This is a genomic window from Pseudaeromonas pectinilytica (assembly GCF_054780855.1).
Map to the genome: position 1 here is coordinate 1 of NZ_BAAGVN010000306.1, position 13983 is coordinate 13983.

The 13983-nt window shown below is 58.9% G+C and carries 14 protein-coding genes; 6 read left to right on the top strand and 8 right to left on the bottom strand.

Annotated features, from left to right (window positions below; genetic code table 11):
• Positions 1–118: 118 nt before the first annotated feature.
• Complete coding sequence (rpmE, locus tag ACYVG7_RS12500; protein WP_460883425.1) at positions 119–331, bottom strand: 50S ribosomal protein L31; 213 nt, start codon at positions 329–331, stop codon at positions 119–121.
• 154 nt (positions 332–485) lie between these two features.
• On the opposite strand from rpmE, the gene priA reads away from it, so the two are divergent.
• Positions 486–2693 carry a primosomal protein N' gene (priA, locus tag ACYVG7_RS12505; RefSeq protein ID WP_460883438.1) on the top strand — a complete coding sequence of 736 codons (2208 nt, stop codon included), beginning with the start codon at positions 486–488 and terminating at the stop codon, positions 2691–2693.
• A gap of 33 nt (positions 2694–2726) precedes the next feature.
• Here the strand turns inward: priA and ACYVG7_RS12510 are convergent, their stop codons facing one another.
• The 3 genes from ACYVG7_RS12510 to ACYVG7_RS12520 all read right to left on the bottom strand — a co-directional run bounded on the left by ACYVG7_RS12510 (position 2727) and on the right by ACYVG7_RS12520 (position 4767).
• Positions 2727–3407 (bottom strand): ChrR family anti-sigma-E factor, encoded by a 681-nt coding sequence (locus ACYVG7_RS12510; protein WP_460883426.1) that lies wholly within the window; start codon positions 3405–3407, stop codon positions 2727–2729.
• Entirely contained in the window at positions 3394–3984 is a 591-nt protein-coding gene (locus ACYVG7_RS12515) for a sigma-70 family RNA polymerase sigma factor (protein ID WP_460883427.1), read from the bottom strand. The genes ACYVG7_RS12510 and ACYVG7_RS12515 overlap by 14 nt, the downstream gene beginning before the upstream one ends.
• 204 nt (positions 3985–4188) lie before the next feature.
• Positions 4189–4767 (bottom strand): LON peptidase substrate-binding domain-containing protein, encoded by a 579-nt coding sequence (locus tag ACYVG7_RS12520; protein ID WP_460883428.1) that lies wholly within the window; start codon positions 4765–4767, stop codon positions 4189–4191.
• A 278-nt stretch (positions 4768–5045) separates the two neighbouring features.
• Between ACYVG7_RS12520 and argS the strand changes: the two genes are divergently transcribed.
• The 5 genes from argS to rraA all read left to right on the top strand — a co-directional run bounded on the left by argS (position 5046) and on the right by rraA (position 10330).
• The gene (gene argS / locus ACYVG7_RS12525; RefSeq protein WP_460883429.1) at positions 5046–6788 is read left to right on the top strand and encodes an arginine--tRNA ligase; all 1743 of its coding nucleotides are present in this window, start codon (positions 5046–5048) and stop codon (positions 6786–6788) included.
• A 3-nt stretch (positions 6789–6791) separates the two neighbouring features.
• On the top strand, positions 6792–7607 hold the full coding sequence (locus ACYVG7_RS12530) for an SPOR domain-containing protein (RefSeq protein ID WP_460883430.1): 816 nt from the start codon (positions 6792–6794) through the stop codon (positions 7605–7607).
• Between the two features lie 158 nt (positions 7608–7765).
• Entirely contained in the window at positions 7766–8299 is a 534-nt protein-coding gene (hslV, locus tag ACYVG7_RS12535) for an ATP-dependent protease subunit HslV (protein ID WP_460883431.1), read from the top strand.
• Between the two features lie 46 nt (positions 8300–8345).
• The gene (gene hslU, locus ACYVG7_RS12540; protein ID WP_460883432.1) at positions 8346–9674 is read left to right on the top strand and encodes an HslU--HslV peptidase ATPase subunit; all 1329 of its coding nucleotides are present in this window, start codon (positions 8346–8348) and stop codon (positions 9672–9674) included.
• Between the two features lie 170 nt (positions 9675–9844).
• Positions 9845–10330 (top strand): ribonuclease E activity regulator RraA, encoded by a 486-nt coding sequence (gene rraA, locus ACYVG7_RS12545; protein WP_460883433.1) that lies wholly within the window; start codon positions 9845–9847, stop codon positions 10328–10330.
• 60 nt (positions 10331–10390) lie between these two features.
• On the opposite strand, the gene ACYVG7_RS12550 is transcribed toward rraA, so the two are convergent.
• From ACYVG7_RS12550 to fieF, 4 genes are all read right to left on the bottom strand, one after another.
• Positions 10391–10600, bottom strand: coding sequence for a cell division protein ZapB (locus tag ACYVG7_RS12550; RefSeq protein ID WP_460883434.1), 210 nt, complete (start codon positions 10598–10600; stop codon positions 10391–10393).
• A 145-nt stretch (positions 10601–10745) separates the two neighbouring features.
• Positions 10746–12017 (bottom strand): hypothetical protein, encoded by a 1272-nt coding sequence (locus tag ACYVG7_RS12555; RefSeq protein ID WP_460883435.1) that lies wholly within the window; start codon positions 12015–12017, stop codon positions 10746–10748.
• Positions 12018–12100: 83 nt separating this feature from the next.
• Complete coding sequence (cysE, locus tag ACYVG7_RS12560) at positions 12101–12880, bottom strand: serine O-acetyltransferase (RefSeq protein WP_460883436.1); 780 nt, start codon at positions 12878–12880, stop codon at positions 12101–12103.
• A gap of 3 nt (positions 12881–12883) precedes the next feature.
• The gene (fieF, locus tag ACYVG7_RS12565) at positions 12884–13801 is read right to left on the bottom strand and encodes a cation efflux pump FieF (RefSeq protein ID WP_460883437.1); all 918 of its coding nucleotides are present in this window, start codon (positions 13799–13801) and stop codon (positions 12884–12886) included.
• Positions 13802–13983: the final 182 nt, after the last annotated feature.

The window sequence follows — 13983 nt, forward strand, 5'->3', positions numbered from 1 at the left end:
CCAAGTCATCCCATCACCACCACGGTGACCGGATAGCGCCTGTCACGGCGCTGCGCGCCATGCCCGGCGCACATAAAAAAAGCGCCCCGAGAGGCGCTTTTTATGTTGTTGGCGCGAATTACTTCTTGCCAACCAGAGCGCCGAAACGCTTGTTGAAACGGTCAACACGACCACCGGTGTCAACGATCTTCTGCTTGCCAGTGTAGAACGGGTGGCATTCAGAGCAAACGTCCAGGTTCAGACTACGACCAGTGGAGCGGACAGAGAATTCGTTACCGCAAGAGCACTTCACGTTGATCGCTTTGTACTCTGGGTGGATACCTTCTTTCATGGACAACCTCTAATATATTAGGCCGTGTCGCCATCCAGCCTCACGCCAGACACCACACGAATTGGAACGGATGTTTTGAGGGTGCGAATAATATAGGATCGATCCCTACAGCCGCAAGTATGATCGCAGAAAAAACAGGCAACCCGTGAGCGAAATGATCTCCTATCTCCCTATTAGAGTCGCACTGCCGGTGCCATTGCGCCGCCAATTCGATTATCTGGCGCCCTCGCCCCTGCCAGCCATCGGCTGCCGGGTTCGCGTCAGCTTTGGCCGACAACTGCTGGTCGGCCTGGTCACGGGGCATCCGGAACAAAGCGATCTGCCGCTGGATAAGCTCAAACCCATCACGGAGCAGCTGGATCACGCATCCCTGCTGCCGGACGCCTTGTGGCAGTTATTGCTCTGGAGCGCTCACTATTATCAGCATCCCCTGGGAGAGGTACTGCAACATGCGCTGCCGGTTCTGTTGCGCCAGGGGGAACCCGCCCTGCGCCGACCGCTGGAGAGCTGGCGACTGACTGCGCGGACTGAGGCCGAAGGGTATCGTCCGGGGAAAACGGCATTGCGCCAACACCTGGCGTTACAGCTACTGCAAGATGGCCCCCTGACCGCAGCCGACCTGCGTGAAGCAGGAGTCGATGCCCAGGTACTGGCCAAGCTAGCCGCCAAGCAGGTGGTAGAAAAGTTCGATTTGCTCACCTTGCAACAGGACTGGCGGGATACCCTGCTGCTTCATGAGTCCGATCAACATCAGCTCAATACTGAACAAGCTCTGGCAGTTGCTCAGGTGCAGGGTCACGGTGCCGAATTCGGCGTATTTCTGCTAGATGGCGTCACCGGCTCTGGCAAAACGGAAGTCTATTTGCAGCTGATCGCGCCGGTACTGGCGCGCGGCCAGCAAGTATTGGTGCTGGTCCCCGAAATCGGCTTGACCCCGCAGACACTGCAACGTTTCCGACGCCGGTTTGCGGCGCCGATCCTGACCCTGCATTCCGGCATGAATGATCGGGAGCGGCTGGAGGCCTGGTTAGCCTGTCAGCAAGGCGAAGCCGCTATTCTCATCGGCACCCGCTCGGCGCTGTTTACACCATTCCGGGATCTGGGATTGATCCTGATCGATGAAGAGCATGATGGATCCTTCAAGCAACAGGAGGGATTTCGCTACCACGCCCGGGACCTGGCCGTCATGCGTGCACGGCTGGAGTCTTGTCCGATCCTGCTGGGATCCGCCACGCCATCGTTGGAAACCTTGCAGAATGCTCACAGTGGCAAATACCAGCACCTGCGGCTACGGCACCGAGCCGGTGGCGCCGCCATGGCACAACAGGCAGTACTGGATATCAAGGAGGTACCACTGCAAGCGGGTGTTTCCCCGCAATTATTGCAGCTGATGGCAACCCACCTGCAGGCGGGGAATCAGGTGATGTTGTTCCTCAATCGGCGGGGTTATGCCCAGTCCCTGCTCTGCCACCATTGTGGCTGGACGGCGGCTTGTGGCCGGTGCGATGCCTACTACACCTGGCATCAAGGAAGCAGACGCCTGCATTGCCACCATTGTGACAGCCAGCGCCCGGTCCCCAGCCACTGCCCCGAGTGCGGTAGTGCCGATTTGCAAGGCACAGGGGTTGGAACCGAACAGGTCGAAGCATTGCTGGCGAGCCATTTCCCCCGCTTTCGCACCATCCGTATCGATCGGGACAGCACCCGACGCAAAGGCGAGCTGGAGGCGCATCTGGATGGCATCCGCCAAGGGGAGTACCAGATCCTGATCGGCACCCAGATGCTGGCCAAGGGCCATCATTTCCCGAATGTCACGCTCGTGGGACTGCTCGATGTCGACAGTGCACTGTTTTCCCAGGATTTTCGAGCCACCGAGCGACTGGCCCAGCTCTACACCCAGGTTGCAGGGCGCGCGGGACGCGCCAGCAAACCGGGACTGGTGGTGTTGCAGAGTCACCATCCGGGCCATTTGCTGCTGCAGGATCTGGTGCAAAACGGTTATGACCACTTTGCCCGCACCTGCCTGCAGGAGCGCGCCTTGCTGGGACTACCGCCCTTTGCCTTTCAGTCCCTGCTGCGCAGCGAGGCGGTCCACAAAGCCAATGTGGACCAATTCATGCTGGATGTCGCCGGGCTTATCATGAGCCGTCGCAGCCTCTATCCCGGCCTTCAGGTCATAGGTCCTATTTCCGCCCTGATGGAGCGCCGTGCCGGCAAATACCGGATGCAACTGCTGTTGCAGATGCCGCAACGAGCGCCCCTGGCGCATCTATTGACCCGGATACTGCCAGAGATCGAAACGCTACCCAGCGGCCGCAAGGTGCACTGGTCGCTGGATGTGGATCCACAGGAGTTGTTTTAACCGCAGCACCACTCGGTTATCTCCAGCCCACCATCAATAGAGCAAGGATCCAAAGCCATTCAGCAGTCGCGGAAGACCCCGGGTAAACTGGACCGGGGCATCCAGCACGGTATAACAGAGGCAACCATCCGGAGTCACAGGGGTATGGGTTTGAGATCCCTGAAGAAGAAGGAAGTCGCCCGCCTGATAGCATCCGTGTTCATCCAGCATGTTTCCCGCCAACAACAGGGTCAGTTCATAACCGGCATGCTGATGGGCCGGCACCCCGCCCCCGGGCTCGATCGCCAATAAACTGGCTCTGGAACCATCCGCTTCATTCAACGCCAGGCGGGCTCGAGCCACCTTGCCCACACGCTGCCAGGAAACCGGAAGCAGTTGGCGCAGAGCTCGGGGCATGAGTATCTGTTGTCCCTGCCAATCCAGGACAGGATGCACCGGTGATACCACATCATCCGGATCCGGCGATGCCGTCGGCGGAGTTTGTAGAATCTGCTGCAACATGGCCTCCAGATCATCCGTCACAGGCTCATCATCCGCCAGCTCGCCGTGCAGCAGGGACTCTGCCAGACGAGCCTCCAGTCGATGAACCTGTCGGGAACAGCGGCGACAGAGCTCCAGATGTGCCGATACGGCGATGGACAGACTCGGGGCCAGCGTTCCGGCCGCAAACGCCTGCAACAACTGGCTATCAGGGTGGTGATTAATCATCGGCATGACCTATCTGCTCACGAAGTTTTTCCAGGGCTAACCGTAATCGGGATTTAATGGTGCCAAGCGGCACATCCAGCCGTTCAGCCAGCTCTTGCAGGGTTAAATCCTGCAGATAGATACCCCGCACCACCTCTTGCTGAGGAACGGGCAACCGGTGGATGTAATGCGCCAGCTGACGAGTCAGCACCTGATTTTCACCCGTATCCGCAACAAGATCGGTCTCCACCTGCAGCTCCAATACCGGCCACAGATCTTCAGCGACCAATTGCTCCTTACTCGCCATCTGGCGGCGAAGCATGTCAAAACACTGGTTCCGCATCACGGTGTAAATCCAGGTCGCGGCCGCACCCTTTTCCCCCTGATAGAGATGGGCCTTCTGCCAGACGGTCAATAGAGTGTTCTGCACCAGCTCCATGGCTTGAGCCTCGCTGTACAAATGGCGCAGACCATAGCTGCGGATCCGCGGCGCAAAATAACGAAACAGTCGACTATAAGCGTCTGCAGAGCGTTCTTCGGCCACGCGCTGCAGCCACTGAGCCAAGTGAGAAGGCTCGATCATTTCTGGGTTCGAATCGTCCATCAATGCTCGGATATGATAGGCGTGGGTTGCGCCAGTATACCGGATTGTCGGGCTTGCGATTCGATTCTGATCCTGCCTCATCATCGACTATCAACCTCGAGTGACCTGCATGATCATTACGAACGGCCCCGACTCCGGGATCACGTCAAAGCGCTGCAATTTGCAAAACACCGCCAAATGCAACGCAAAATAGGAGACAGCACCTTAGTGAGGACGCAGCGGCTCATGGACCACATCCATCAAAAAACGCAGGGCATCACTGCAATCATCACTTTCCAGCAGAGGTAACTTCTGTTCACCGGACAGGGGAAGGACTTCGAGCCAGCGCTGGGCAACCCAACAGGCATTCGCCCACTCCGGCTGCGGATAATAGGCCGCAAAATCAGGATGTTCTTCAAACAACTCACCGAGTTTTCGCGCCAGAATATCCTGCCGGGGAGCCAACTCCGTGGTTTGCCAATTCGGCAACGCCGTGACCTCGCCCATCAGTAAACCATCCGGCTCGATAGTGAGGCTATGCAAGCGATACCGTTCGATACCGCGGACGGTAATCCCCAAGGTTCCATCATCTAATTGATTAAAATCAGTGACTTCTACTCTGGTACCCAGAGCTAGTAACGGCATCTGGCCATCCTCGCGGCGCGTGCCCAGCAGACACAAACCAAAACCATGGGCCTGACTCAGGGAGAGCATCCGCAAGTAACGTGGCTCGAACAGACGCAGGGGTAAAATGCCACCCGGCAAGAGATAGACATTCAGCGGAAACAGGGGCAGTCGCATCATTTTACCTCCGGGAAACTCGAGTCGGTCATGCCGTCACAAACCATGAACAAGCGCTATGCGTCAAAGAGTCGCGAGTCACGCTCTTGCCACTATAGGCGGCTATCCCAGAGCAAGCATAAATTCAGCCAACCCCGGTCCAGGCAGCAAAGGTAGTCAGGGCGCGCTATTCAGAGTAAAATTTGCCCCTTATAAATTCGTACGCCATTGTTTGTAGTCACTCCTGTGGTAGTGACTATCGGTAGTACCTGGTTTCAGTTTCCAAATTTGGATGAGCAGAGATGAAAGAGCATATTCAGCAACTACTTGAACAGACCGTGGCCACCTTGATCGCCCAGGGTGAATTGCCCGCCGATCTGGCTCCGCGCATTCAGGTAGACAACACCAAGGATAAGGCTCACGGCGATCTGGCCAGCAACCTGGCCATGTTGCTGGCCAAAACGGTCGGCAAGAATCCGCGTCAGCTCGCCCAACAGCTGATCGACGCCCTGCCAGCCTCCACCCGCGTCGCTAAAGTCGAGATCGCCGGTCCCGGCTTCATCAACTTTTATCTCGACAGCCAGTGGCTGGCGCGCCAAATTGATGGCCTGCTCACCGACCCGCAACTGGGGGTCAAATCTGCCAATCCGCCGCAAACCATAGTGGTTGACTACTCGGCGCCCAACGTCGCCAAAGAGATGGCGGTGCACCATATCCGCTCGACCGTGATTGGCGATGCTGTGACCCGGACTCTGGAGTTCCTCGGCCACAAGGTCATCCGCGCCAACCACGTCGGTGACTGGGGAACCCAGTTCGGCATGCTCATCGCCTATCTGGAAAAAATGGAAAACGAACACGCCAGCGACATGGAGCTTTCCGATCTGGAAGCCTTCTATCGCGAGGCGAAAAAGTGCTACGACGAGGATGAAGGCTTTGCCGAACGGGCCCGGGGCTATGTGGTGAAGCTGCAAGGCGGCGATGCCTATTGCCGCACCATGTGGAAGAAGCTGGTCGATTTGACCATGGCGCAGAACCAGATCATCTATGACCGCCTGAACGTCAGTCTGAGCGCCAAAGATGTCATGGGTGAAAGCCTGTACAACGACATGCTGCCGGGGATAGTCGCCGACCTGCAAGCCAAGGGCATGGCGGTCGAGAGTGAAGGCGCCCAGGTGGTCTTCCTCGACGAGTTCAAGGGCAAAGATGGCGAGGCCATGGCGGTCATAGTGCAGAAGAAGGATGGCGGTTTCCTCTATACCACCACCGACATCGCCTGCGCCAAATATCGCGTCGAGACCCTAGGCGCCGATCGGGTGCTTTATTTCATCGACTCCCGTCAGCATCAGCATCTGATGCAAGCCTGGACCATAGCGCGCAAGGCTGGCTATGTCCCAGAGCAGGTCTCGTTGGAACACGAAGCCTTCGGCATGATGCTGGGCAAGGACGGCAAGCCGTTCAAGACCCGCTCCGGCGGTACCGTCAAACTCTCCGAGTTGCTGGATGAAGCCGAGCAGCGCGCCCGGGATCTGATGGCCAGTCGCGAGAGCGATCTGAGTGCCGAAGAGCAGGCCGGCGTGGTCCATGCCGTGGCGATGGCGGCGGTGAAATATGCGGATCTATCGAAGAACCGCACCACCGACTACATCTTCGACTGGGACAACATGCTGGCGTTTGAAGGCAATACCGCGCCCTATCTGCAATATGCCTATACCCGGATCCAGTCCATCTTCCGCCGTGCCGGTGCCGATGCCATCACCGGCCCGGTGCAGCTGAATGAAGCGGCCGAAGAAGCATTGGCCCAAAAGCTGATGCAGTTCAACGATGCTATCCAGAATGTGGCTGCCAAGGGCATGCCCCACCTGCTGTGTACCTATCTGTACGAGCTGTCCGGCCTGTTTATGAGCTTCTATGAAGCCTGCCCGATCAACAAGGAAGGGGTAGAAGCCGCCCAGAAAGCCAGCCGCCTCACCTTGTGTGCCGCCACCTCCCGGGTCATCCAACAGGGTCTGGCCCTGCTGGGCATCCAGGTTCTGGAGCGTATGTAAGCCATGACTCAGGATTACGTCCGCACCACTCGACCAGCCCGCAAACGGAAACCGGCCAGCCGGACGGCTTCCGGTCGCCGCCCGCCGCCACCGAGATTCCCGCTGGTGCGGGTCGTACTGGCTGCGGCACTGGTCATCGGATTCGGTATTTTCCTGTATGTGCTGAAAGGCAGCTCCGGGGATCCACAGCCCAGTGGCAAGGTCGCCCCGGTCGTCAAACCAATCCCCATCGAGGATCAACGCCCGGCCAAGGAGAAGTTTGACTACATGACCTTGCTGGAAAACAAGGAAGTGAATGTCGACTTGCCCAGTGGCGCCACCCCGACCGATCTGAGTATCGATCCAGAGCAACGCAAGCGCCTACTGGCCCAGCAACAACTGCTGGAACAGCAACGCCTCAAGGCCCAGCAACAGAGTGGCGCCCTGACCACGCCGGACGGACAACCCGTGCCGGCAGGGACAGTAGCACCCAAGCTCAGTGAGCCGGAGCGTGCCGCCGCCTTGTTGGCCGGCCAAATCGTGCCGTTTGCCAGCAGCGACAGCAAACCAGCCACTACCGCCGTACCAAGCAGCACCAGCAGCGGTGGCCGCGTCATGATGCAGTGTGGCGCGTTCCGCAGCGCCGATCAGGCTGCATCCATGAAGCTTCGCCTCTCCCAACAGGGACAAGCGGCCCAGGTTCAACAGACTCAGACCGCCACCGGCACCTGGCACAAGGTGGTGCTCGGCCCCTTCGCCTCCCGCGCCGATGCCGAGCGCAAGAAAGCAGAACTGCAGAGTCGGCATATGGTCGATAGCTGTACTCTGTGGAATAAATAACCGCTCGGCACCGCAACCGCAGGGCGACACCCGTCGCCCTGGATTTAGCCCGCTAACTGCTTCTACTCTTGAAAAGCTTTACTGCCGACCCCATCTGTTTGATAGACACGCGTACAAGCCCATAACGGCACGCCCTATCTGCTCAAGCGAGGTTTCCAGTGACTACAATCGTATCCGTGCGCCGTAACGGCCAGGTGGTGATCGGCGGCGACGGCCAGGTCTCCCTGGGCAATACCGTGATGAAGGGCAACGCCCGCAAGGTGCATCGCCTGGCCGGTGGCAAGGTGCTGGCCGGGTTTGCCGGTGGCACTGCCGATGCCTTCACTCTGCTGGAACGCTTCGAAGCCAAGCTGCAGGCGCACCAGGGCAACCTGGAACGTGCCGCCGTCGCCCTCGCCAAAGAGTGGCGCAGCGATCGGGCGCTGCGCAAGCTCGAAGCCATGCTGGCCGTGGCCGACGCCAACAAATCCTTCATCATCACCGGAAATGGCGATGTAGTGCAGCCCGAGCAGGATCTGATCGCCATGGGCTCCGGCGGCAGCTATGCCCAGGCTGCGGCGCGCGCCCTGCTGGATAATACCGAGCTGGATGCCGAAACCATCGTCAAAAAGGCCTTGGCCATTGCCGGTGATATCTGCGTCTTCACCAACAGCTTCCAGACCATTGAAGTGCTGGATTACCCAGCCGCCTGACTTGCCCCTCGGGTCGATGCCGTCGGCCCGTTATAAGGAATTCACCATGTCCGAAATGACTCCTAGAGAAATTGTCCACGAGCTGGATCGCCACATCATTGGTCAGGCCGATGCCAAGCGCGCTGTGGCCATCGCCTTGCGCAACCGTTGGCGGCGTATGCAGCTCGAGCCGGGGCTGCGCCAGGAAGTATCGCCGAAAAATATTCTGATGATTGGCCCCACCGGGGTCGGCAAGACCGAGATCGCCCGTCGTCTGGCCAAACTGGCCAATGCGCCGTTTATCAAGGTAGAAGCCACCAAGTTCACCGAGGTGGGTTATGTCGGTAAGGAAGTAGACTCCATCATCCGCGACCTGACCGATATGGCGATGAAGATGGTGCGCGAACAACAGATCGAGAAGAACCGCTACCGTGCCGAAGAGGCGGCGGAAGAGCGGATCCTGGATGCCCTGCTGCCAGCCCCTCGCGAAGGCTGGGGTCAGAGCGAGAAACCGGACAACAGCCATACCCGCCAGATCTTCCGCAAGAAGCTGCGCGAAGGCGAGCTGGATGACAAAGAGATCGAGCTGGAGCTGGCAGCCCCGCAAGTGGGGGTGGAGATCATGGCGCCTCCCGGCATGGAGGAGATGACCAACCAACTGCAGAGCCTGTTCCAGAACATGGGCCAGGGTCAGACCAAGAAGCGCAAGCTCAAGGTCAAAGAGGCCCTCAAACAGTTGGTCGAAGAGGAAGCGGCGCGGCTGGTCAATCCGGAAGAGCTCAAGGAGCAGGTGATCGCCGCGGTCGAAAACCAGGGTATCGTCTTCATCGACGAGATCGACAAGATCTGCAAACGCGGTGAATCCTCCGGCCCCGATGTCTCCCGCGAGGGGGTTCAGCGGGATCTGCTGCCCCTGGTCGAAGGCTGCACCGTCAATACCAAGCACGGCATGGTGCGCACCGACCATATCCTGTTTATTGCGTCGGGCGCCTTCCAGATCGCCAAGCCCTCAGATCTGATCCCGGAACTGCAGGGTCGTTTGCCGATCCGCGTCGAACTCGGAGCCCTCAGCACCGATGATTTTGAACGTATTCTCACCGAGCCCAATGCCTCGCTGACCGAGCAGTACCAGGCGCTGATGGCCACCGAAGCGGTCACCATCGAGTTTACCAGCGGCGGGATCCGACGCATCGCTGAGGCCGCCTGGCAGGTCAACGAACGCACCGAAAACATTGGCGCCCGCCGTTTGCATACCGTGATGGAAAAGCTGATGGAAGACATCTCCTTCGAAGCGGCTGACCATGCGGGTCAAACCCACGTCATCGATGTCGAGCATGTCAATCTGCATCTGGGCAAGTTGATCGAAGACGAGGATCTGAGCCGCTACATCCTCTAATTCCTCTCCTTCCCGCGGTTCGAGCCACGCCCAAGGCTGGCTCGAACCCCGTTCATCGCCAAAACCATGAACTCGGGAACAGTAACCGCTTGTAGAGTGGGGATTCGCTTTCCAAAGCTGGATGGGCTCCTTATACTTGAGCCACCTGTATCCACCTCGGTAAAAAAACCATGGAATACAATACTTCAGAACTTTGTGACACCTATGCCGATCTGGTCGACGTCGTCGAGCCCATGTTTAGCAGTTACGGCGGCCGGAACTCTTTCGGTGGCGTCATCAGCACCATAAAGTGTTTCGAAGCCAATGGCCTGATCCGTGAACTCATCAAGGAGAGCGGTGTGGGTCGGGTATTGTTGATCGATGGCGGCGGCTCGCTACGACGCGCGCTGATTGATGCCGAGATGGCAACCATCGCCCAGGAAAATGGCTGGGAAGGCATTGTCTGTTACGGCAGCGTGCGCGAAGTCGATGCGCTGGGCGATCTGGATATCGGCATTCAAGCCCTGGCCTCGATCCCGGTCGGCGCCGAAGACAGTGAAACGGGCGATACCGATCTGCCGGTGAATTTCGGCGGCGTCACCTTCCTGCCGGATGATCACCTGTATGCCGATACCACAGGGATTATTCTGTCGCCAGAGCCCCTCGATATCGAGTGATAGCCGCTACAAAAACGCCGGTCATTGACCGGCGTTTTGCTATGGCATCCGTGACGGGGCTCAGACGCTCTCTTCCATCTGATCCATCTTGCCCAGCAGCGCGCGCAGGCGATCTTGCCAAGCTTGATGATCATTGCGCAGTTGCTGGTTTTCATCCTTGAGCCGCAGGTTCTGAGTCTTCAACTCTTCCATTTCCATTTTCAGCAGTGCGATATTGTCTACCGCGGTCTGCACCTTGGCTTCTAGCTGTTCCAGTACTTCAAGAGACATAGTCATACCCATTGTCTTGTGGCTCATTTCCGGGAGGTGATCACCCAGGCTCAGGGCCCAGAATACCCCGTCCCCCCAGAGGCAACAAGGGTTGGCACCGGCTTTGTCCCCTCCACTGGCTTACTTGCTGCTTTCCTCGGCAACCTCAGACCAACTGTCGGTACAGGGCGAACAGGCCGGCACACACCAGCAGCATCTTGCCCGCATACCCCAGGTTCCAGAACAGCAGATCCCGCGCCCGAACCCGATAACAGGCCAGCAGTGCCAGGTTGGCACCGGATAAGGGCGTCGCCCCGGTGGCGAGCCCCCAGCCCAGCAGAAACGTCATGCCGAGCAGGGTCGGGTCCGGTTGCAAATGCCAGAGCAGCGGCGAAAGCGAGGAGATGGTGATGATGGGGTGAACCCCCAGATAGGCGATGAGCAGGATCAGGGCCACGGTCAGAGTGGCCTCCAGCACGCCAAACTCATGGAAGGCGGCCAGCAAGGGTGCAGGGGACCAGACCTGGGTCAGGCCGTTGATCGCTGCGGCCAAGAGGCCAGCACCGAGAAACAGTACCAGCTGACTGCCCATGGCCGGAAACCGCTCTGTCACCTGACGGCGCAATGCCAGGGTCATATTGTGCTTCGGCATCAACAGCACAGAGATCACCGGTGCCGCCAACGAAATAATGCCGACGATACTCAGCGCTGGCCACACCAGCCGCCCCAGGATCACGGTCAAGGCCAGCAGACCCGGCAGCAGCAGTGTCTGCACCCGCAGCGGGTAGCCCTCGAAATTGTCGACGCCCAGGCGACGAACCTCCAGCGCCGTGATCAGCATGGCGGCGAGAGAACCTAATACCCCGAACGGCAGCAGATGGGCGAAGATCATCCCCGGGGCATAGGTCACAGCGACCGCCATGGCGATGAAGAAGGGGGACCAGAAGGCGGCACAGCAGTAGATACGGCTGAGCATGATCACCTGCCGCCGCTCGAGCCGGCCTTGCCGCGCCAGGCGATCCCCGACCACGAACAGCACCGACATATTGATCACGGCACCCAGCAGGTTGACGCCCAGGAGGGTACTCCAGACCCCTTTCCAACCCGGCCAGGTGCCCTTGTTCTGGGTTAGGGAGCCGGTGGCCAGATTCAGACAACTCACCGCCGCGAACAGGGTGACCATGTCCACATTCGGCAACAACAGGTCGGCTAGCGCCAGTCGCGCGCCCTGACTCCAGGCCAGCAACAGCAATAACAAGGCCCCCAGGTAGAGCCCCAGACACTGCCGTCGTGCAGCCGGATCCAGGGTCGGGCCCAACAACAGGGCCGCACCCCAGGCTAGAACAGCCGCAGGCCAGATGGAAACATGGAGATAGAGATGAGCCAGATCGGCCAACCACATGCAGAGGATCAGGACACCGGCAATCCGTTTGCTCAAGCCAGGACTCCTTGCGCAGGCTACGGGCAGGGAGACGAGTGATTCCGTCCCGCCTGCCCGGCTCAGGACGGCAGGCGAGCGGGCTAGAGCCCCTGATTCATATCCAAAGAAGGCTTGTCACAATCCGGATGACCGACTTCCCGGGCGGGAACCCCGGCGACCGTGGTGTGAGGCGGTACGGCTTGCAGAACCACACTCCCGGCACCGATCTTGGCACCGCAACCGACTTCGATATTGCCCAGCACCTTGGCACCAGCCCCGATCATCACGCCTTCGCGGATCTTCGGATGACGGTCACCATGCTCTTTGCCAGTGCCGCCCAGGGTGACGTTTTGCAGGATCGAGACATCATTCTCCACCACCGCCGTTTCGCCGATGATGATGCCGGTGGCATGGTCAAACATGATGCCCCAGCCGATCTGCGCCGCCGGATGTACATCCACCGAAAACACCACGGAGATCTGGTTTTGCAGGAAAGTGGCCAGCGAATAGCGCCCCTGCTGCCATAACCAGTGCGCGACCCGATAGCCTTGCAGGGCATGGAACCCCTTGAGGTAGAGCAAGGGGGTGGAGTAGTAACGCACCGCCGGATCCCGATCCTTGACCGCACAAATATCGGCGGCGACGGCATCCAGAATGTCCGGTTGCGCCGCCAACGCCGTCTCGATCACTTCGCGCAGCACCATCGCCGGCATGACCGCACTGGCCAATTTGTTGGCCAGCTGGAAACTCAGAGCTGAGCGCAGCGAATCATGATTCAGGATGGTGGAGTGGAAGAAACTGGCCAGCATGGGCTCTTCGGCGGCCATGATGACAGCCTCTTCACGAATTTTATCCCAGGTGACTTGTTTGATGCAGGCCATAGCTCATCCTTGTGCTTCGGAGTGGCGGGAGACAGCGTCTTCCTGTTGCAGTACAGAAATCGGGTCCATGTGAATGATGACATCGGCACCTGGAAAGGCCTCACGGATCCTGGCCTCAGCCAGATCCGCCAAATCATGGGCCTTCACCAGCGGCAAGGAGTCATCCAGTTCGAGATGAAGCTGGATAAAGCGCAACGGGCCCGACTGACGGGTGCGCAGGTCGTGGATACCGTGTACCCCGGCGACCGAAGTTGCCAGCGTGACAATCTGCTCCCGCTCCTCATCCGGCAGTTGCCGGTCCAGCAGCGTCTGTACCGCCTCATAACCAATCTGCAGCGCGCCCTTAAGAATATAAAGCCCCAGCAGCATGGCGAACAGACCATCGGCCCACAACCAGCCGTACCAGGAACAACCCAGTGCCAGCAAGACACCGGCGTTAAATAACAGATCGGACTGGTAGTGCAGACGATCCGCCTTGATGGCCTGACTCTGGGTCTTTTGTACCACCATGCTCTGGAACAGCACCAGCAACAGGGTCAAGAGCAAGGCCCCGACCGTCACCCAGATACCGATATCCAGATGGCGCATCGGCTCCGGATTGACCAGACGGGAGAAGCCATTCATCACCAGCACAACCGCAGACCCGGTGATAAATGCCGCTTGGGCCAGACTGGCCAGGGACTCGGCTTTGCCGTGACCAAAGCTATGATCGGAATCGGCGGGAACCAGGGCGTAGCGGATCGCTACCAGATTGATGATGGAAGCACTGATGTCCATCAGCGAGTCGGTCAGTGATGCCAGTAGACTCGAAGAGCCGGTCATCAACCAAGCCGCGAGCTTGGCGATGATCAGGATCCCGGCGGTTGCCGTCGATGCCAAACCCGCCAGCGTTACCCAGCGCGAGTAGGAAGTAGTGGTCACAGTGTCATCCCCGACGAACCAGGAGGCATTCCGCACCTCCGAATGTGAAAAGGATCACTATCATACCTGTTGGTCAGGTAAGGACAATCCCCGACCTCGCCGTAAGCGTTCACCAGCCCCCCGTTGACAGTCGAATGTGACGATCATCTCTTGATCCCCTTTCGGGGGTTGATAGATCCTCC